The organism is Pseudomonas sp. NPDC086581 (genome assembly GCF_044746165.1).
In the GTDB taxonomy this organism is placed as follows: Bacteria; Pseudomonadota; Gammaproteobacteria; order Pseudomonadales; family Pseudomonadaceae; genus Pseudomonas.
In genome coordinates, this window is record NZ_JBIVBR010000006.1 from 65,934 (window position 1) to 83,341 (window position 17,408).

At 65.3% G+C, this 17,408-nt stretch carries 13 protein-coding genes and 1 tRNA gene; 10 read left to right on the forward strand and 4 right to left on the reverse strand.

Annotation, left to right across the window (positions count from 1 at the left end):
• Positions 1 to 77 precede the first annotated feature (77 nt).
• Complete coding sequence (locus ACIPK7_RS13745) at positions 78 to 1,307, forward strand: multifunctional CCA addition/repair protein (protein ID WP_401088297.1); 1,230 nt, start codon at positions 78 to 80, stop codon at positions 1,305 to 1,307.
• Between the two features lie 153 nt (positions 1,308 to 1,460).
• On the opposite strand, the gene folK is transcribed toward ACIPK7_RS13745, so the two are convergent.
• Together folK and folB are read right to left on the reverse strand one after the other, a co-directional pair.
• Complete coding sequence (folK, locus tag ACIPK7_RS13750) at positions 1,461 to 1,997, reverse strand: 2-amino-4-hydroxy-6-hydroxymethyldihydropteridine diphosphokinase (RefSeq protein WP_401088299.1); 537 nt, start codon at positions 1,995 to 1,997, stop codon at positions 1,461 to 1,463.
• Positions 1,988 to 2,341: a dihydroneopterin aldolase gene (gene folB, locus ACIPK7_RS13755; protein ID WP_015475255.1), complete on the reverse strand. Its 354-nt coding sequence runs from the start codon at positions 2,339 to 2,341 to the stop codon at positions 1,988 to 1,990. The genes folK and folB overlap by 10 nt, the downstream gene beginning before the upstream one ends.
• A gap of 80 nt (positions 2,342 to 2,421) precedes the next feature.
• Here folB and plsY point away from each other — a divergent pair, with 80 nt between their 5' ends.
• Positions 2,422 to 2,991, forward strand: a complete 570-nt coding sequence (gene plsY, locus ACIPK7_RS13760; RefSeq protein WP_401088301.1) for a glycerol-3-phosphate 1-O-acyltransferase PlsY — start codon at positions 2,422 to 2,424, stop codon at positions 2,989 to 2,991.
• A 94-nt stretch (positions 2,992 to 3,085) separates the two neighbouring features.
• Here plsY and tsaD read toward each other — a convergent pair whose 3' ends face one another.
• A complete protein-coding gene (gene tsaD, locus ACIPK7_RS13765; protein WP_192435880.1) occupies positions 3,086 to 4,111 on the reverse strand; it encodes a tRNA (adenosine(37)-N6)-threonylcarbamoyltransferase complex transferase subunit TsaD in 1,026 nt (341 codons plus the stop codon).
• A gap of 200 nt (positions 4,112 to 4,311) precedes the next feature.
• On the opposite strand from tsaD, the gene rpsU reads away from it, so the two are divergent.
• The 8 genes from rpsU to ACIPK7_RS13805 all read left to right on the forward strand — a co-directional run bounded on the left by rpsU (position 4,312) and on the right by ACIPK7_RS13805 (position 17,046).
• Complete coding sequence (gene rpsU / locus ACIPK7_RS13770) at positions 4,312 to 4,527, forward strand: 30S ribosomal protein S21 (protein ID WP_003085057.1); 216 nt, start codon at positions 4,312 to 4,314, stop codon at positions 4,525 to 4,527.
• A 200-nt stretch (positions 4,528 to 4,727) separates the two neighbouring features.
• Entirely contained in the window at positions 4,728 to 6,752 is a 2,025-nt protein-coding gene (dnaG, locus tag ACIPK7_RS13775) for a DNA primase (RefSeq protein ID WP_192435881.1), read from the forward strand.
• Between the two features lie 78 nt (positions 6,753 to 6,830).
• Positions 6,831 to 8,684 carry an RNA polymerase sigma factor RpoD gene (gene rpoD / locus ACIPK7_RS13780; protein WP_192435882.1) on the forward strand — a complete coding sequence of 618 codons (1,854 nt, stop codon included), beginning with the start codon at positions 6,831 to 6,833 and terminating at the stop codon, positions 8,682 to 8,684.
• A 104-nt stretch (positions 8,685 to 8,788) separates the two neighbouring features.
• Positions 8,789 to 12,523: a bifunctional diguanylate cyclase/phosphodiesterase gene (locus ACIPK7_RS13785; protein WP_401088304.1), complete on the forward strand. Its 3,735-nt coding sequence runs from the start codon at positions 8,789 to 8,791 to the stop codon at positions 12,521 to 12,523.
• 16 nt (positions 12,524 to 12,539) lie between these two features.
• Positions 12,540 to 12,616, forward strand: a tRNA-Ile gene (locus ACIPK7_RS13790).
• Positions 12,617 to 12,810: 194 nt separating this feature from the next.
• Positions 12,811 to 13,134: a hypothetical protein gene (locus tag ACIPK7_RS13795; RefSeq protein WP_024763617.1), complete on the forward strand. Its 324-nt coding sequence runs from the start codon at positions 12,811 to 12,813 to the stop codon at positions 13,132 to 13,134.
• A gap of 166 nt (positions 13,135 to 13,300) precedes the next feature.
• Entirely contained in the window at positions 13,301 to 15,481 is a 2,181-nt protein-coding gene (locus ACIPK7_RS13800) for a putative bifunctional diguanylate cyclase/phosphodiesterase (protein ID WP_401088306.1), read from the forward strand.
• Positions 15,478 to 17,046, forward strand: a complete 1,569-nt coding sequence (locus ACIPK7_RS13805; protein WP_401088308.1) for a PAS domain-containing methyl-accepting chemotaxis protein — start codon at positions 15,478 to 15,480, stop codon at positions 17,044 to 17,046. The genes ACIPK7_RS13800 and ACIPK7_RS13805 overlap by 4 nt, the downstream gene beginning before the upstream one ends.
• Here the strand turns inward: ACIPK7_RS13805 and ACIPK7_RS13810 are convergent.
• The gene (locus tag ACIPK7_RS13810; RefSeq protein ID WP_003084988.1) at positions 17,043 to 17,201 is read right to left on the reverse strand and encodes a YqaE/Pmp3 family membrane protein; all 159 of its coding nucleotides are present in this window, start codon (positions 17,199 to 17,201) and stop codon (positions 17,043 to 17,045) included. The two genes, ACIPK7_RS13805 and ACIPK7_RS13810, sit on opposite strands and share 4 nt — an antisense overlap.
• Positions 17,202 to 17,408: the final 207 nt, after the last annotated feature.

The following is a 17,408-nucleotide window of genomic DNA, read 5'->3' on the forward strand; positions in this document are numbered from 1 at the left end:
GCGAACCATCCACGCACCTCAACTTGAAGCGAACGCACAGAACCCTGAAGCTATCCCCCAGAACAGGAGACAGCTTCATGCATATCTACAAAGTGGGCGGCGCCGTGCGCGATCGCCTGCTCGGCATCCCCTTCAGCGACACCGACTGGGTGGTGGTCGGCGCCAGCGCCGACGAGATGCTCGCCCAGGGCTACCGCCCGGTGGGCGCGGACTTCCCGGTATTCCTCCACCCGAAGACCGGCGAGGAATACGCCCTCGCCCGCACCGAGCGCAAAAGCGGGCGCGGCTACGGCGGCTTCACCTTCTACGCCAGCCCCGACGTCACCCTTGAAGAAGACCTGATCCGTCGCGACCTGACCATCAACGCCATGGCCGAGGACGACGACGGCCAGGTCGTGGATCCCTACCACGGCCAGAAAGACCTTGAAGCGCGTCTGCTGCGTCACGTCTCCCCGGCCTTCGCCGAAGACCCGCTGCGCGTGCTGCGCGTAGCGCGCTTCGCCGCACGCTACGCGCCGATGGGCTTCACCGTGGCGCCGGAAACCCAGACGCTGATGCGCGAACTGTCGAAATCCGGCGAACTGGAAGCGCTGACCGCCGAACGCAGCTGGAAGGAAATCTCCCGCGCCCTGATGGAATCGCGCCCGGACGTATTTATCCAGGTCCTGCGTGACTGTGGCGCCCTGGCCGTGCTGATGCCGGAAGTCGACGCGCTGTTCGGCGTGCCGCAACCGCCGCAGCATCACCCGGAGGTGGATACCGGGGAGCACGTGCTGGCGGTGCTGCGCGAATGCGCCAGATACGCTCAGCCGCTTAGCGTGCGCTGGGCCTGCCTGGTGCACGACGTGGGCAAGGGCGAAACCCGCGAGGAAGAATGGCCCAAGCACCATGCGCACGAACACCTGGGCCTGCCGCTGATCGACGCGATCAATACGCGCTTCAAGGTCCCGCGCGACTGCCAGGAGCTGGCGCGGCTGGTCGGCGAGTATCACACCCACTGCCACCGCGCGCTGGAGTTGCGGCCGAACACCATCCTCGAGCTGCTGCAGTCCTTCGATGTCTACCGCCGGCCGCAGCGCTTCGAGGAGTTTCTCGCCGCCAGCGAGATGGACGCCCGTGGCCGCCATGGACTGGAAGACCGCGAATACCCGCAGGCCGAGTACCTGCGCGGCGCCGCACAGGCCGCCCGCTCCGTCGCGGTGCAGCCATTGCTGGAGAAGGGATACAAAGGTGCCGAGCTGGGCGAAGCGCTCAAGCGCGAGCGGCTGACAGCACTGAAGGCCTACAAGGAAAACCACACAGGCTGAAACCCTGTAGGAGCGAGGGGGACGCCATCGTTATTGCTCGCGAACCCGCCCAGCGCTCGTGTCGCCGGTGATCTCTGTTCGCGAGCAAGCTCGCTCCTACCAAAAGCTCGCCGCCAGGAAGTTCTGTGCCCCAGGAGAGCCCCGAACGGGGGATCAAGCCGCCGGATGCGCCTCGATCAGCGCCGCTGGTGTCAGCTCCACACCGCGCCACTGGAAGGGCACCGGCCAGAGCTTCTGCGCGATCTGCGCATCCGCCCACAGTTCGGCAAACGAACGCTGCGCCCCCGGATGCTTCACCTCGGGCGCCAGCAGCGCCAGCGGCCAGAGCACAAAGGCGTTCTTCAGCACCTCGGCGCGCGGTAGCGTCAGGCCGTCGAACTCGCCATGCAGATCGCCGTACAGCAGCACGTCGATATCCAGCGGCAGGCCCTTGCGCTCCGGCGCATAGCGACCGTTGTCCGCCTCGATATGCTTGAGCCGCAAACTCAGCTCCGCCAGCGGCAGATCGGTGCGCGCAACGATCACGAAGTTGTAGAAGGGGCCGCTGCGAATGCCCACTGGCTCGCTCTCGAAGACCGGCGAGCAGTGGACCTCCTCGAGGAAACCGTCCAGCGCCTCCAGCCCGGCAAGCAGGTGCCGCTCGCGGTCGAAGTTGCTGCCCAGCCCGAGGTAGACCGTCGTCAGCGGCATCCGCGTTCGATCTCCACACCCACGCCGATGGCGGCCGCGACGGCGCCGGGCTTGGTGACCTTCAGGCGCAGCCACTGGATGCCGAATTCCGCCATCAGCAGCTCGGCCAAGCGCTCGGCGAAGGTTTCCACCAGCTGGAAGTGCGCGTCACGGGCGAAAGCCATGACCCGCTCGGAGAGCACGGCGTAGTCCAGGGCCTTGGCGATATCGTCGTCGGCCGCCGCCGGGCGGTTGTCCCACCCCAGCGTCAGGTCCAGGCGCAGGCACTGCCGGATACCCCGCTCCCAATCGTAGACGCCGATCACGGTGTCCACTTCCAGCCCCTCGATGAAAACTCTGTCCACTGACTGCATGCTCCAAGGCGACACGACAAGCGGCCGGCGCCCCGTTAGAATCGGAAACGACCTCGTCTCCGGTGGAAACCATGTTCTGGTTCTTGGCGACCCTCGCCTACCTGCTCGGATCACTGTCCTTCGCGGTACTCCTCAGTCGCCTGTTCGGCACCGCCGACCCGCGTGCCAGCGGCTCGGGCAACCCCGGCGCCACCAACATGCTGCGCCTGGCCGGGAGGAAGATCGCCATCCTCACCCTGCTTGGCGATCTCGCCAAGGGGCTGCTGCCGGTCCTCATTGCCCGGATGATCGGCCTGTCCGACGTGGAGCAGGCCTGGATCGGGCTGGCAGCAGTGATCGGTCACCTCTACCCGCTGTACTTCAACTTCCGTGGCGGCAAGGGCGTCGCCACCGCCGCCGGTATGTTGCTGGCGCTGTACCCGCCGGCGGCCCTGCTCGCGGCAATCGCCTGGCTGGTGACCTTCAAGCTGTCGCGCACCAGTTCCCTGGCTTCCCTGGTGGCCACGCCACTGACCCTGCCGCTGCTGGCCTGGCAGGAGCCTTCGGCGCTGCTGCCGATGACCGTGCTCACCGGCCTGATCGTCTGGCGCCACCGCAGTAACCTGCGCGACCTGATCGCCGGGCGCGAGCGTCACTTCTAGAGCCGCGAGCTTCCCGGCCCGCGTACCGCGGTGCAAGCGAAAAAACGGCCCATGCCGCTCAGAGCATGTGCCGCGTCGTTTGCAGCTTCATTATTCAGATCGCCGGCAGCGACTCCATTGGCCAACGTGCCTGGACGCCGATCGACGGACCATCCTGCTGCCCGGCCACCAGGCGCTGACAGCCGGCATAGGCAATCATCGCGCCGTTATCGGTGCAGAAGCGCGGGCGGGCATAGAAAACCTGGCCCTTCATCTCGCCGAGCATCTTTTCCAGATGCTGGCGCAGCGCCTGATTGGCGCTGACACCACCGGCGATCACCAGGCTCTTAAGGTGAGTCTGCTTGAGCGCGCGCTTGCACTTGATCGTCAGGGTCTCGACTACTGCCGTCTGGAACGCCAGGGCAATGTCGCAGCGGGTCTGCTCGCTGTCGTCACCTTCGGCGACGCAGCGCTGCCAGGTATTCAGGGCGAAAGTCTTGAGGCCACTGAAGCTGAAATCCAGGCCCGGACGGTCGGTCATCGGCCGAGGGAAGACGAAGCGACCAGCGGTTCCGCTCGCGGCCAGGCGTGCGATCTCCGGACCGCCGGGATAGGCCAGGCCAAGCAGCTTGGCAGTCTTGTCGAAGGCTTCGCCGGCGGCGTCGTCCACCGACTCGCCAAGCACCTGGTACTGGCCGATGCCATCCACCCGCACCAACTGGGTGTGGCCGCCGGACACAAGCAAGGCGACGAACGGGAACTGCGGCGGCTGCTCTTCGAGCATCGGCGCCAGCAGATGGCCTTCCATATGGTGCACGCCGACGGCCGGTATGCCCCAGGCGAACGCCATGGCCTGGGCGCAAGACGCGCCGACCAGCAGCGCGCCCACCAAGCCGGGTCCGGCGGTGTAGGCGATGGCGTCGATGTCTTCGGCGGTGCGGCCGGAGTCGGCCAGCACCTGCCGAATCAGCGGCAGCATACGCTTGACGTGATCACGGGAGGCCAGCTCGGGAACCACACCGCCGTATACGCGGTGCAGGTCGATCTGGCTGAACAGCGCATCGGCCAACAGGCCTTTTTCGCTGTCGTACAGGGCGACGCCGGTCTCGTCGCAAGAGGTTTCCAACCCCAGCACTAGCATGGGTTTGAGCCTTTACTCTGGGCAAAATTGAAGCCGCGCATCATAATCGCCGGCTGGGCTTCGGACCAGTGCTTTTCGATCGGAGGCTTTGCATTCCTCCTTCCGAACGTTTAATATCCGCAACCCTTGAAAACCGCCGACTCCGAACAACCGTCAGGAGCGCGATAAATCCTCCGGTAATCATTGAAGGTACGACCTGGATGCCCGCCGTCAAAGTTAAAGAGAACGAACCCTTCGACGTAGCTCTGCGTCGTTTCAAGCGCTCCTGCGAAAAAGCAGGCGTACTGGCCGAAGTCCGTAGCCGCGAATTCTACGAAAAGCCGACCGCTGAGCGTAAGCGCAAGGCCGCTGCCGCTGTTAAGCGTCATGCCAAGAAAGTGCAGCGCGAACAGCGCCGCCGCGAGCGCCTGTACTGAGTTACAGCGCTTCGTCGCACGCTTTCCGCATCGCCCGGCCCACTCGCCGGGCGAGTGCCTGAAACCAGGCACCCCACTCCGATTCGCATTCGCGGACTTCGGAGTTTTTGCTTTTCCAGCCCCATGCTTAGTCTCAAGCCTCGCTCGCGGCCTCAACGCCCCGCGCTATGCTTGGGTCCACCCTGCGTCCCGATGAGTCTATGGCCGGCCTGATCCCACAATCCTTCATCGATGACCTGCTCAACCGCACCGACATTCTCGATGTGGTGAGTTCGCGCATCCAGCTGAAGAAGACCGGCAAGAACTACAGCGCCTGCTGCCCGTTCCACAAGGAGAAGACACCCTCCTTCACCGTCAGCCCGGACAAGCAGTTCTATTACTGTTTCGGCTGTGGCGCTGGCGGTAACGCGCTCGGTTTCATCATGGACCACGACCAATTGGACTTCGTCCAAGCGGTAGAGGACTTGGCCAAGCGCGCCGGCATGGACATCCCCCGCGAGGAAGGCCGACGCGGCAACAAGCCGCGCCAACCGGTCGACTCGCCGCTTTATCCACTGCTGGCAGGTGCTGCCGAGTTCTACCGCCAGGCGCTGAAAAGCCACCCGGCGCGCAAGGCAGCAGTGGAATACCTCAAGGGCCGCGGCCTGACCGGCGAGATTGCCCGCGACTTCGGCCTGGGCTTCGCCCCGCCGGGCTGGGACAACCTGTTGAAGAACCTGGGCGGCGACAACCTGCAGCTCAAGGCCATGCTCGATGCAGGCCTCCTGGTGGAGAACCCCGACAGCGGCAAGCGCTACGACCGCTTCCGCGACCGGGTGATCTTCCCCATCCGCGACAGCCGCGGCCGGGTGATCGCCTTCGGCGGCCGGGTACTGGGCGACGACAAGCCGAAGTACCTGAACTCGCCGGAAACCCCGGTCTTCCATAAAGGACAGGAGCTCTACGGCCTGTACGAGGCGCGGAAGAACAACCGGGATCTCGACGAGATCATGGTGGTCGAAGGCTACATGGACGTTATCGCGCTGGCACAGCAGGGCATTCGCAATGCGGTCGCGACCCTGGGCACGGCCACCAGCGAAGAACACATCAAGCGGCTGTTCCGCATCGTGCCGAACATCCTCTTCTGCTTCGACGGCGACCAGGCCGGCCGCAATGCTGCCTGGCGCGCACTGGAGTCGGCGCTGAGCAACCTGCAGGACGGGCGCAAGGTGCGCTTCCTGTTCCTGCCCGAGGGCGAAGACCCGGACAGCTTGGTGCGCGCCGAAGGCCCGGACGCATTCCGCGCCCGCCTCGCCCACCAGGCCCAGCCGCTGGCGGACTACTTCTTCCAGCAACTGACCCAGGAAGCCGACCCCAGCACGCTGGAAGGCAAGGCGCACCTGGCGACCCTGGCCGGGCCGTTGCTGGAAAAAATTCCCGGCAACACCCTGCGCCTGCTGATGCGCCAGCGTCTGGGCGAGATCACCGGGCTGTCCGCCGAGGCGCTCAGCCAGATCAGCGCGCCGCGCTCGGGCCTTACCGGCCAAGGCCAGCCCAGCCAGGCGCCCGTGTCTACCAGAGCACAAGGCTCAGAGCAGCACGCCCACGAATACGCCGACTACGACATGGGCCAGTTCGCAGAGCATGGCGACAGTCATTATCAGGAGGCTCCGAACTACTTCGAGGCTCCGCAGGAATTTTCCGCCGGCAACGGCGGCGCCAAGCAGGGCAAGAAGCCCTGGAAGGGCGATCGCAAATGGGACGGCAAAGGCAAGAAAGGCGACTTCACGCCGCGCCAGCCACGTACCGAGATCAGCGTCGAATCGCCGACGCTGACCGCGCTGCGCACCCTGCTGCACCATCCTCAACTGGCGCAGAGCGTCGAGGATGCGAGCCACTTCTCCAACGAGGGACAGACCTACTCGCAACTGCTCGCGGCCCTGGTCGAAGCGTTGCAGAAAAATCCGAAACAGAGCTCGATGCACCTCATCGCGCGCTGGCACGGAACCCCCCAAGGGCGCCTGCTGCAGGTACTGGCGGGGAAAGAATGGCTGATCGATGACGGCAATCTTGAAAAGCAGTTCGTCGACACCATTACTACACTTGCACACAACCAACTGCTCAGCAGCCGCGAAGCCCGCCTGCACAGTGTGCTGCGAAAGAACCCCAGTGAACTGACCGACGAAGAGAAAGCGTTACTGCGGGAGCACTACAGCACCCCCTCTTCAACAGGCAGCCAGAGCTGAACTGGCGCCTGAAGCCTCGAATCTGGTATAATCCTCGGCTTATTTCAGCCCGCCAAGACCTTCAGTGGATAGGGTGTTATGTCCGGAAAAGCGCAACAGCAATCTCGTCTCAAAGAGTTGATCACCCGCGGTCGTGAGCAGGGCTACCTGACTTACGCGGAGGTCAACGACCACCTGCCGGAGGATATCTCTGATCCGGAACAGGTAGAAGACATCATCCGCATGATCAACGACATGGGGATCAACGTATTCGAGACAGCCCCGGATGCGGATGCCCTGCTGCTGGCGGAAACCGATACCGATGAAGCTGCCGCCGAAGAAGCTGCTGCCGCGCTTGCCGCGGTAGAGAGCGACGTTGGCCGCACGACCGACCCGGTGCGCATGTACATGCGTGAAATGGGTACCGTGGAACTGCTGACCCGCGAAGGCGAGATCGAAATCGCCAAACGCATCGAGGAAGGCATCCGCGAGGTCATGAGCGCCATCGCCCAATTCCCCGGCGCGGTGGACGGCATTCTCGAAGAGTACAACCGCATCGTCGCCGAAGGCGGCCGCCTGTCGGACGTCCTCAGTGGCTATATCGACCCGGATGACGGCACCGTGCCGGCCGAGGAAGTCGAGCCGGTCGGTCTGAAAGACGACGCCGAAGCCAAGGACAAGGATAAGGACGAAGAGGACGAAGAGTCCGACGGCGACAGTGAGGAAGAAGAAGGCGACGGCGGTCCGGATCCGGAAGAAGCCGCTCGTCGTTTCGGCGCCGTTTCCGAGCAACTGGAAAAAGCCAAGAAGGCTCTGAAAAAGCACGGCCGCGGCAGCAAGCAGGCAACCGAAGAGCTGGTCGCACTGGCCGAACTGTTCATGCCGATCAAACTCGTGCCCAAGCAGTTCGACGTACTGGTCGCCAAGGTCCGCGATTCGCTGGACAGCGTCCGCCGCCAGGAACGCGCCATCATGCAGCTTTGCGTGCGTGATGCCCGCATGCCGCGTGCCGACTTCCTCCGCCAGTTCCCCGGCCATGAAACTGACACCGCCTGGGTCGACTCCATACTCAAGGGCAAGCCCAAGTATGCCGAGGCCATAGAGCGCCTGCGTGACGACATCCTGCGCAACCAGCAGAAGCTGGTCGACCTGGAAACCAGCTCGCAGCTGACCGTTGCCGAGATCAAGGACGTCAACCGCTCCATGTCCATCGGCGAGGCGAAAGCCCGCCGTGCGAAGAAGGAGATGGTGGAGGCGAACCTGCGTCTGGTGATCTCCATCGCCAAGAAGTACACCAACCGCGGCCTGCAGTTCCTCGACCTGATCCAGGAAGGCAACATCGGCCTGATGAAAGCGGTGGACAAGTTCGAATACCGTCGCGGCTACAAGTTCTCGACCTATGCCACCTGGTGGATTCGCCAGGCGATCACCCGTTCGATCGCCGACCAGGCCCGCACCATCCGTATTCCGGTGCACATGATCGAGACGATCAACAAGCTCAACCGCATCTCCCGCCAGATGCTGCAGGAGATGGGCCGTGAGCCGACCCCGGAAGAGCTGGGCGAACGCATGGACATGCCGGAAGACAAGATCCGCAAGGTCCTGAAGATCGCCAAGGAACCGATCTCCATGGAAACGCCGATCGGTGACGACGAAGACTCGCACCTGGGCGACTTCATCGAGGACTCCACCATGCAGTCGCCGATCGAAGTGGCGACCAGCGAGAGTCTCAAGGAAGCCACCCGCGAAGTCCTCGCCGGCCTCACCGCTCGCGAAGCCAAGGTGCTGCGCATGCGCTTCGGCATCGACATGAATACCGACCACACCCTCGAGGAAGTCGGCAAGCAGTTCGATGTAACCCGTGAGCGTATCCGTCAGATCGAAGCCAAGGCGCTGCGCAAGCTGCGCCACCCGTCGCGAAGCGAGCATCTGCGCTCCTTCCTCGACGAGTGACGAAGAACCCCCGGCCAAAACCGGGGGTTTTTCTTTGGGCCTTCCATCGGGCAAAGTGCCACGTCTACACTTCGGCATAGTCCCCTCCTGGAATGAGGCCCTTCATGCCGCGTCTGCAGGCAGTTCTACTGTGGTGCCTCGCATTCTGGGCGGGACAGGCATTCGCCCTGAGCCTCACGCCCGAGGAGCAGCAGTGGCTGCAGGCACATCCCAGCCTGCGCCTGGGCGTCGACACCTCCTGGCCACCCTTTGAATTCCGCGACACCGAGGGCCGCTACCAGGGGCTCGCTGCCAGCTATGTGCAACTCATCAGCCAACAACTCAAGGTGAAGTTGCAGCCGGTCGAACCGGCCAGTTGGAGCGAAGTCCTGCAACAGGCACGCGACAACCGCATCGACCTGCTGCCCGGCGTCATGGCTACTCCCAAGCGCCTCGACTACCTGACCTTCACCCGCCCCTACCTCGACTTTCCGATCATCATCCTTGCCCGCAAGGACGGCCCGGCTCCCAGCGGCCTCAAAGAGCTCTACGGGCTCAAGGTTGGCGTCGTGGCCAACTACGCAGCTCACGAGCTGTTGACCGCCAAGCACCCCGACCTGAACCTGCAACCCCTGCCGAGCGTCGCCGCCGGCCTGCAAGCCCTGGCCACCGGGCAGGTAGATGCATTCGTCGGCGATCTCGCCTCCGCCGTCTGGAACCTTCGCCAGCTCAAGCTCGACGGCCTGCAGATCAGCGGCGAAACGCCCTATCGCTACCAACTGGCAATGGGCGTGCCGAAGGGCCAGGCGATCTTCGCCGGCATCATCGACAAGGTACTGGCCGACCTGACCGTCGAGCAGATCGATGCCCTCCAGGCGCCCTGGGTCGGCGGCCTGCTGGACCGGCGCTCGGTGTGGCGCGAGGTCCTCGAAATCGCCGTCCCCATTGCCCTCCTGACAGCCATCACCCTGCTGGTGCTGTTCACCATGAACCGCCGCCTGCGCGGCGAAATGCAGCGTCGCGAGAAGCTTGAACAGGCACTGCGCGACAGCGAACAGCACTACCGCGGCCTGGTGGAAAGCCTCACCGCCATCGCCTGGGAAATGCGCCTGGCGGAAAACCGCTTCACCTACGTCTCTCCCCACGCCCAGCGACTCCTCGGCTACCCGATCAAGGACTGGTTGGAGCCCGGCTTCTGGCAGCGCACCCTACACGCGGAAGACGCCGAACGCGCCATCCACTTCTGCCTGAGCGAAAGCCAGGCCGGGCGCAACCACAGCTTCGACTACCGCATGCTCGCCGCCGATGGGCGGATCGTCTGGATTCGCGACATCGTCACGCTGATCCACCACGGCGACGACCTGATCCTGCGCGGCCTGATGATCGACATCACCGACGCCATGCACACCGAGCAGGCCCTGCGCCTGTCCGAGCAGAAGTTCGCCTCGGTGTTCCACCACTGCCCGGACATCATCGTCCTGGCGCGCCGCGTCGACGGGCAACTGCTGGCGGTGAACAGCACCTTCGAGCAGCAGATCGGCATCCCCGCCAGCGAGGCGCTGGGCAAGACCTCCACCGAGCTGGGCATCTGGGGCGAACCGGGCATGGGCCCGGCGATGCTCGCGCGCCTGCAGGGCGAGCCGCTGAACAACGTCGAGATTCCGCTCAACCGCCGCGACGGCACACGCTTCACCGCCCTGCTCTCGGCCCAGCACATCATCCTCGACGACACTCCGGCGCTGGTCGTGGTGGTGAGAAACATCTCCCAGGTCAAGGAAACCCAGGAACAACTGCGCGTTTCCGAGGAGAAGTTCGCCAAGGCCTTCCACGCCTCCCCCGACGGCATGCTCATCTCGCGCATCAGCGACGGCCGCCTGGTGGAAGTGAACCAGGGCTTCACCCGTATCACCGGCTACAGCCGCGAGGAAGCCGCCGAGCGCTCAACGCTCGACCTGCGCCTGTGGGCCAACCCGGCCGACCGCAGCAAGCTGCTGGGCATCCTCGACAACACTTCAAGCGCCCCGGACTTCACCGCGCAGATTCGCACCCGCGACGGCAGCCTGCGCCTGTGCGAGCTGTCCGCCCACCGCATCACCATCGGCAACGACGACTGCATGCTGACCATCGCTCGGGACATCACCGAGCAGCAGCAGATGCAGGAGAAGCTCCGCCTCGCCGCCACCGTGTTCGAAAGCACCGCCGAAGGCGTGATGATCACCGACGCGCGCCAGCAGATAGTCGCGGTCAACCGCGCGTTCAGCGAGATCACCGGTTACAGCGAACAGGAGGCCCTGGGCAACTCACCGCGTCTGCTCGCCTCCGGCCAGCACGACACCAGCTTCTATGTCGCCCTCTGGCACCAGATCAACGCCGAAGGCCACTGGCAGGGCGAAATCTGGAACCGCCGGAAGAACCAGGAACTGTATCCGGAGTGGCTGACCGTCAGCGCCGTGCGCAACGCCGACGGCGAACTGACCCACTACGTCGGCGTGTTCGCCGACATCTCCACCCTCAAGTACGCCCAGGCGCGGCTGGACTACCAGGCCCACCACGACCCGCTCACCGGCCTGCCCAACCGCCTGCTGTTCGAAAGCCGCCTGAACGCCTCGCTCAAGGAAGCCCAGGAAGACGACCACCAGGGCGCAGTCATGTTCCTCGACCTCGACCGCTTCAAGCACATCAATGACAGCCTCGGCCACCCGGTGGGCGACCTGCTGCTGAAATCCATCGCCACGCGACTGCGCGAGCAATTACGCGACGTCGACACCGTGGCCCGTCAGGGCGGCGACGAATTCATCATCCTGCTGCCCGGCCTGCATCACGCGGTGGATGCCGAACACGTCGCCAACAAGCTGCTGCTTTGCTTCGACAAGCCGTTCATCGCCGGCGAACAGGAGTTCTTCGTCAGTGCCAGCATCGGCATCTGCCTCTACCCCAGCGACGGCGGCGACGTCGCCACCCTGGTGAAGAACGCCGACGCCGCCATGTACCGGGCCAAGGCCCAGGGCCGCAACCGCGTCGAGTTCTACACCCGCGAGCTGACCTTCCAGGCCACCGAACGCATGGCCCTGGAGCACGAACTGCGCCGCGCCCTGGAGAGCGACCAGTTGCAACTCTACTACCAGCCCAAGCTGTCCCTCTCCAGCGGCCAACTTGTAGGAGCAGAGGCACTGATCCGTTGGAAACATCCGCAATTCGGCGCGATTTCCCCGGATCGCTTCATCCCCCTGGCCGAGGAAAATGGCCTGATCCTACCGCTGGGCGACTGGGTGCTGCGCGAGGCCTGCCGGCAGATGAGCCGCTGGCAGGACAGCCATGCCGCCTTCGGCCCGCTGTCGGTCAACCTCGCCGGCGCGCAACTGCGCCAGACCAACCTGGTCGAACGCATCCGCGAGCTGCTCGCCCACTACAACCTGCAGTCCTCGCGCCTGCAGCTGGAAATCACCGAGAGCTTCCTCATGCACCAAACCGAGGAAGCCCTGGCGATCCTGCACAGCCTCAAGCACCTCGGCGTGCAACTGGCCATCGACGACTTCGGTACCGGCTACTCCTCCCTCAGCTACCTGAAGCAGCTACCGCTGGACACCCTGAAGATCGACCAGTCCTTCGTCCACGGCCTGCCGGACGACCCCCATGACGCCGCCATCGCCCGCGCCATCATCGCCCTGGGTCGCAGCATGAATCTCACGGTAATCGCCGAAGGCGTGGAGCGCGAAGCCCAGGAACGATTCCTCGAAGCCGAAGGGTGCGACCAGATCCAGGGTTACGCCCTAAGCGCCCCGCTGCCGGCCGACGCCTTTGCCAACAGGTTCCTGGTCCCGCTGCATCCGGTTGGCGCAAGCCAGAACGCCCCGGTATAATCCGCCCGCCTTCTGGGGGCCTATAGCTCAGTTGGTTAGAGCAGAGGACTCATAATCCTTTGGTCCACGGTTCAAGTCCGTGTGGGCCCACCACCCTTTCAGCAAAAAGCCGCGCCTCAGCGCGGCTTTTTTCGTTTCTGCGGGTCAATTTCCCCCACGGCCGAGTGAGAGCCACTTCACACTCGCCCACACGCCCCTGGCGGGAGCCGTCTTGCCCTATGACAAGGGTCAATATCAGATAGCCATTAGCCATTAAATTGGCATCTTCCTGATATGAGTGAGCCCCCATGACTCTTCACCGATATCCGGTCCAACTGCTGGTCACGTCCCAGGACCCGGCGTTGGCGCGCCAGGTTCGTGCATTGCTGGCGGCCTACGAGCTGCCCTGCGCAGTGATGGAAGGGCCGCGCAATTGCGAGCAGGCGCCGTTGTGCCGTTGGTTCAAGGACGCGCCCTTGAGCGATTCGGCACGAATGCTCGCGCTGCTGGCCGATGCCATCGGTGTGCTGGAGCGCACCCGTCATGCCTTCCGCTCCCGCGAGCTGGGCGAGTTGCGCCAGCGCTTGAGCGGGGCGCTGCAGGAGTTGTCGGGGCCGCGCCCTCTGGTGTAAAAGACAAACCACCCGCGTTCCGCCGTTGCGGAAGCTGGCTTTGCCGGGCAGGACTTGTGGGCCTGCAAGACAAAGCGCCGAGTTGGTCGCCGTCGATTTCGACTGGACGACGAGCCGGCGCTTTTTTCATGCCCGACAAAAACAGCAGACCCGCAAGGAGCCGAACATGGGCCTGGGACCGAAGCTCGATAGCGTGCTCGAGCGCATCGGCCTGTCGACGATGGAAGTCGATCAGCGCCTGAGTTACCTGGAGTGGCGCGAGGAGGATGGCAGCCATCTCCACGGCCGCGCCGCCGAACTGGAGGGCTGCCACCAGCGCTTCATCGAGCAGCTCTACGACCACCTGCGCAACTACCCGCCGCTGGGGGCGATACTCGCCGAGCCGGCAACGCTGGCGCGGCTTAAATGCAGCCAGTTCGAATACTACCGCCAGCTCTGGGACGCCCCGCAGGATGCCGACTACGTGCGCGACCGCCTGCGCATCGGGCTGGTGCACCAGCAGGTCGGCGTCGAGCTGAAGTGGTACCTGGGCGCGTATCGCCTGTACCTGGACCAGATGCTCGCCGACCTGATGGGCGATGCCCCGGAAGCCCAGACCTACGCCAGCCTGCTCAAGCGCGTGTTCTTCGACATGTCGCTGGCCATCGACACCTACGGCGCGGCCCAGCGCCAGGCGCTGGAGGACAGCGAAGCGCGCTATGCCCGCGCCCTGCGCGGTGCCAACGACGGCATCTGGGACTGGGACCTGGGCAATGACCGTCTCTACGTCTCCGAGCGCTGGGCGCGCATGCTCGGGCTGACCCGCGACAACCTCGGCGAAGGCAGCACCAGTTGGTTCGCTCGCGTGCACCCGGACGACCTGCCCGGCCTGCGCAAGGCCATCGACGCTCACCTGCGCGGCAGCAGCGCGCTGCTCAGTCACGAGTACCGTATCCGCCAACGCGACGGCAATTACCTCTGGGTGCTGGCGCGCGGCGTGGTCACCGATGGGCGCATGGCCGGCTCGCAGACCGACATCAGCCAGCACAAGGCCAGCGAACACCAGCTCAGCCACGCGGCGCGGCACGACCCGCTCACCGGCCTGGGCAACCGCCTGCGTCTGGACGAGCTTCTGCAGCAGGCCCTGATGCGCCAGCGCCGCCCCGGCGCGCGCGAATCTGGCCTGCTGTTCATCGACCTGGACCGCTTCAAGCTGATCAACGACAGCCTCGGCCACGCGGTGGGCGACCGCGTGCTGGTGGAAGTGTCCCAGCGCCTGCTGCGCTGCCTGCGGCCAGGCGATCACCTGGCGCGTTTTGGCGGCGACGAGTTCGTCGTGCTGCTGGACGATCTGGCCAGCCTGGTCGACGCCGAGCAGGTCGCGCAGCGGATGCTCGATTGCCTGCGCCAGCCGCTGCACGTGGACGGCCGCACACTGGTGGTCAGCGCCAGCATCGGTATCACCGGGCTGATGACCGACGGCCAAGCCATCGACACCCTGCAGGCCGCGGACCTGGCGCTGTACCGCGCCAAGGAGGCCGGCAAGGCGCAGTACGCGCGCTTCAGCCTGGAGCTGCAGGCCGAGGCGCAGCGTCGGCTGGACCTGGAAAGCGCGCTGGCCCAGGCGCTGCGCCGCGAGGAATTCAGCCTGCATTACCAGCCCATCGTCCGCTTGGACCGCGACTCGCCGCACTGGGAAGCGGTGGAGGTGCTGCTGCGCTGGAGGCACGATGGCCAGTCGATCTCGCCACTGGACTTCATCCCGGCGCTGGAGGAATCCGGCGAGATCGTCCCGGTCGGCGACTGGGTGCTGCGCCAGGCCTGCCGGCAGACGGCGCTGTGGCAGAGCCAGGGACATCGCAACCTGTACTGCTCGGTCAACCTGTCCAGCCGGCAACTGCAGCAGCCGGGATTCGCCGCGCGGGTGCAGCAGATTCTCGCGGAGAGCGGGCTGTCGCCGCGCAGCCTGGTGCTGGAGATCACCGAGAGCCTGCTGATGCAGGACGGCGCGGAAACCCTCGCCTGCCTGCGTGAGCTGGCCGCCGAGGGCGTGCGCCTGGCGCTGGACGACTTCGGCACTGGCTACTCCTCGCTGGGCTATCTCAAGCGCTTTCCGCTGCACATCCTCAAGGTCGACCGCAGCTTTATCACCCGCGTACCCGACGACCCGGAACTCAGCGCCATCTGCCGCGCCATCATCGGCCTGGGCCACAGCCTCGGCCTGGAAGTGGTGGCCGAAGGCGTCGAGCGCCAGGAGCACCTCGACTTCCTGCGCGCCGAAGGCTGCCGCCACGCCCAGGGCTTCCTGTTCAGCAAGCCAGTGGTGCCCGAGCAACTGTTCCAGACACGCCTGGAGCACCAGCGATGAAGCTCAACATGCCGGTCACCGGCCACCAGGTGGACGTGCCGCTCAACGCGAACATCCTTTCCACCACCGATCTGAAGGGCGCGGTCAGTCATGTGAACCCGGATTTCCTCCGGATCAGCGGCTTCGAGGCCGAGGAACTGGTGGGCTTCAACCACAACCGCGTGCGCCATCCGGACATGCCAACCGCCGCCTTCGCCCACCTCTGGCAGACCTTGCAGGCTGGGCGCAGCTGGATGGGGCTGGTGAAGAACCGCTGCAAGAATGGCGACCATTATTGGGTCAGCGCTTTCGTCACGCCGATCCGCCATAGGGGAAAGGTCGTCGAGTATCAGTCGGTGCGCACACGCCCGGGCGCCGAGCAGGTCGACGCGGCAGAGCACCTTTATGCGCGCATGCGCCAGGGCGGGACATTGCGTCGACCGCGCCTGCCGCTGCTGCCGCAACTGCTGGTCGGGCTGGGGCTGGCGCAGGCCAGCGCAGCCACTCTGGCTCTGCTGCTGCCCAAGCTGACGGCCCTGGCGTTCCTGCTGGCGCTGGGTGCTTCCGGTGCCTGGCTGGCACTGCGCCTGCAACCGCTTGGCGTGCTGCTCGGGCGCGCGCGCAAGATTGCCGACAACCCGCTGAGCCAGCAGCTCTACTCGGGCCGCGCGGACGAATTCGGCGAGCTGGATTTCGCCTTCCGCATGCTGGAGGCGGAGACCGCCGCCGTGGTCGGGCGCATGGCCGACGCGTCCCGGCAACTGGCCGAGCACTCCGCCGCGCTCGCCGACGCCATGGCCGGCGGCAGCGCGGCTTCGCAGTTGCAGCAGCGCGAGACCGAGCAGGTCGCCAGCGCCATGCAGCAACTGGCGCAGAGCGTCCAGGAAGTCGCTCGCCACGCGCAGCACAGTGCGGTGGCGGCGCAATGCAGCGAGCGCATCACCCAGTCCGGGCATCAGGACGTGCACGGCACACGCGGGCAACTCGCCGCGCTGGAAGCCGGCGTGCGCGCAGCCAGCACCGCGGTGGAACAACAGAAGGAGCACAGCGAGGCGATCTCGCGGATGCTCGAGGTGATCCGCGACGTCGCCGGGCAGACCAACCTGCTGGCGCTGAACGCCGCCATCGAGGCTGCGCGCGCCGGGGAAAGCGGACGCGGTTTTGCGGTGGTCGCCGACGAAGTTCGCGCGCTGGCCTCGCGCACGGAGCATTCCGCGCGGGACATCCAGTCGCTGGTCGGCAACCTTCAGCAGGGCGCCGAGGAGTCGGTACGGGCGCTATGGCATTGCTGCGATCAGGCGGTGGCGAGCCTGGCCCAGGCCGGCCAGGCGGCGGGCACGCTAGAGCGCATCAGCGAGCAGGTCTCGGCGATCCAGCGGATGAGCCTGGAGATCGCCGAAGCCATCGAGGAACAGGGCGCCGCCAGCGAGGACGTGCAGCGCAGCCTGCACGCCATCCGCGGCTCGGCCGACAGCAACGCAGCGCAGGTCGGGACCTGCCAGCGCAGCGCCGCGCGGATGGCGGAACTGGCGGCGGAGCTGAGGATGCTGGCGGAGCATTTCTGGGAGGGCAGCCGGGCGGGTTAGCGCTTGGCGATGATGTACACGGCGTGGACGATGCCGGGGATGTAGCCGAGCAGCGTCAGCAGGATGTTGAGCCAGAACGCTCCGCCGAAACCGACCTGGAGGAACACGCCCAGCGGCGGCAGAAGGATGGCGATGAGGATACGGATGAGGTCCATGCGGTGGCTCCTTGTGAGATTGCCTCTTGCATGGAGTTGACCGCTGGCAAGCGGAGCGGGTTCAGAGAATCTGGCTGGTTACGCCGCCATCTGCAGGAGCAACTGTCGTTCTGTGAAGGTCCGTGCCTGGAGTTTCCGTCTCCCTGAAGGGAGAGGGAACTGTTCGGCGCGGCGCTGAGAATCAATTTCACCGGCAGCTTCGGCTTT

What these genes read in the sequence shown, in the direction of transcription:
- ACIPK7_RS13745 (WP_401088297.1), top strand. Translation starts at nt 78, where the DNA reads ATGCATATCTACAAAGTGGGCGGCGCCGTGCGCGATCGCCTGCTCGGC.
- folK (WP_401088299.1), bottom strand. Translation starts at nt 1,997, where the DNA reads ATGCCGCTGACGACGGTCTACCTCGGGCTGGGCAGCAACTTCGACCGC.
- plsY (WP_401088301.1), top strand. Translation starts at nt 2,422, where the DNA reads ATGTTCTGGTTCTTGGCGACCCTCGCCTACCTGCTCGGATCACTGTCC.
- tsaD (WP_192435880.1), bottom strand. Translation starts at nt 4,111, where the DNA reads ATGCTAGTGCTGGGGTTGGAAACCTCTTGCGACGAGACCGGCGTCGCC.
- rpsU (WP_003085057.1), top strand. Translation starts at nt 4,312, where the DNA reads ATGCCCGCCGTCAAAGTTAAAGAGAACGAACCCTTCGACGTAGCTCTG.
- dnaG (WP_192435881.1), top strand. Translation starts at nt 4,728, where the DNA reads ATGGCCGGCCTGATCCCACAATCCTTCATCGATGACCTGCTCAACCGC.
- rpoD (WP_192435882.1), top strand. Translation starts at nt 6,831, where the DNA reads ATGTCCGGAAAAGCGCAACAGCAATCTCGTCTCAAAGAGTTGATCACC.
- ACIPK7_RS13785 (WP_401088304.1), top strand. Translation starts at nt 8,789, where the DNA reads ATGCCGCGTCTGCAGGCAGTTCTACTGTGGTGCCTCGCATTCTGGGCG.
- ACIPK7_RS13795 (WP_024763617.1), top strand. Translation starts at nt 12,811, where the DNA reads ATGACTCTTCACCGATATCCGGTCCAACTGCTGGTCACGTCCCAGGAC.
- ACIPK7_RS13800 (WP_401088306.1), top strand. Translation starts at nt 13,301, where the DNA reads ATGGGCCTGGGACCGAAGCTCGATAGCGTGCTCGAGCGCATCGGCCTG.
- ACIPK7_RS13805 (WP_401088308.1), top strand. Translation starts at nt 15,478, where the DNA reads ATGAAGCTCAACATGCCGGTCACCGGCCACCAGGTGGACGTGCCGCTC.
- ACIPK7_RS13810 (WP_003084988.1), bottom strand. Translation starts at nt 17,201, where the DNA reads ATGGACCTCATCCGTATCCTCATCGCCATCCTTCTGCCGCCGCTGGGC.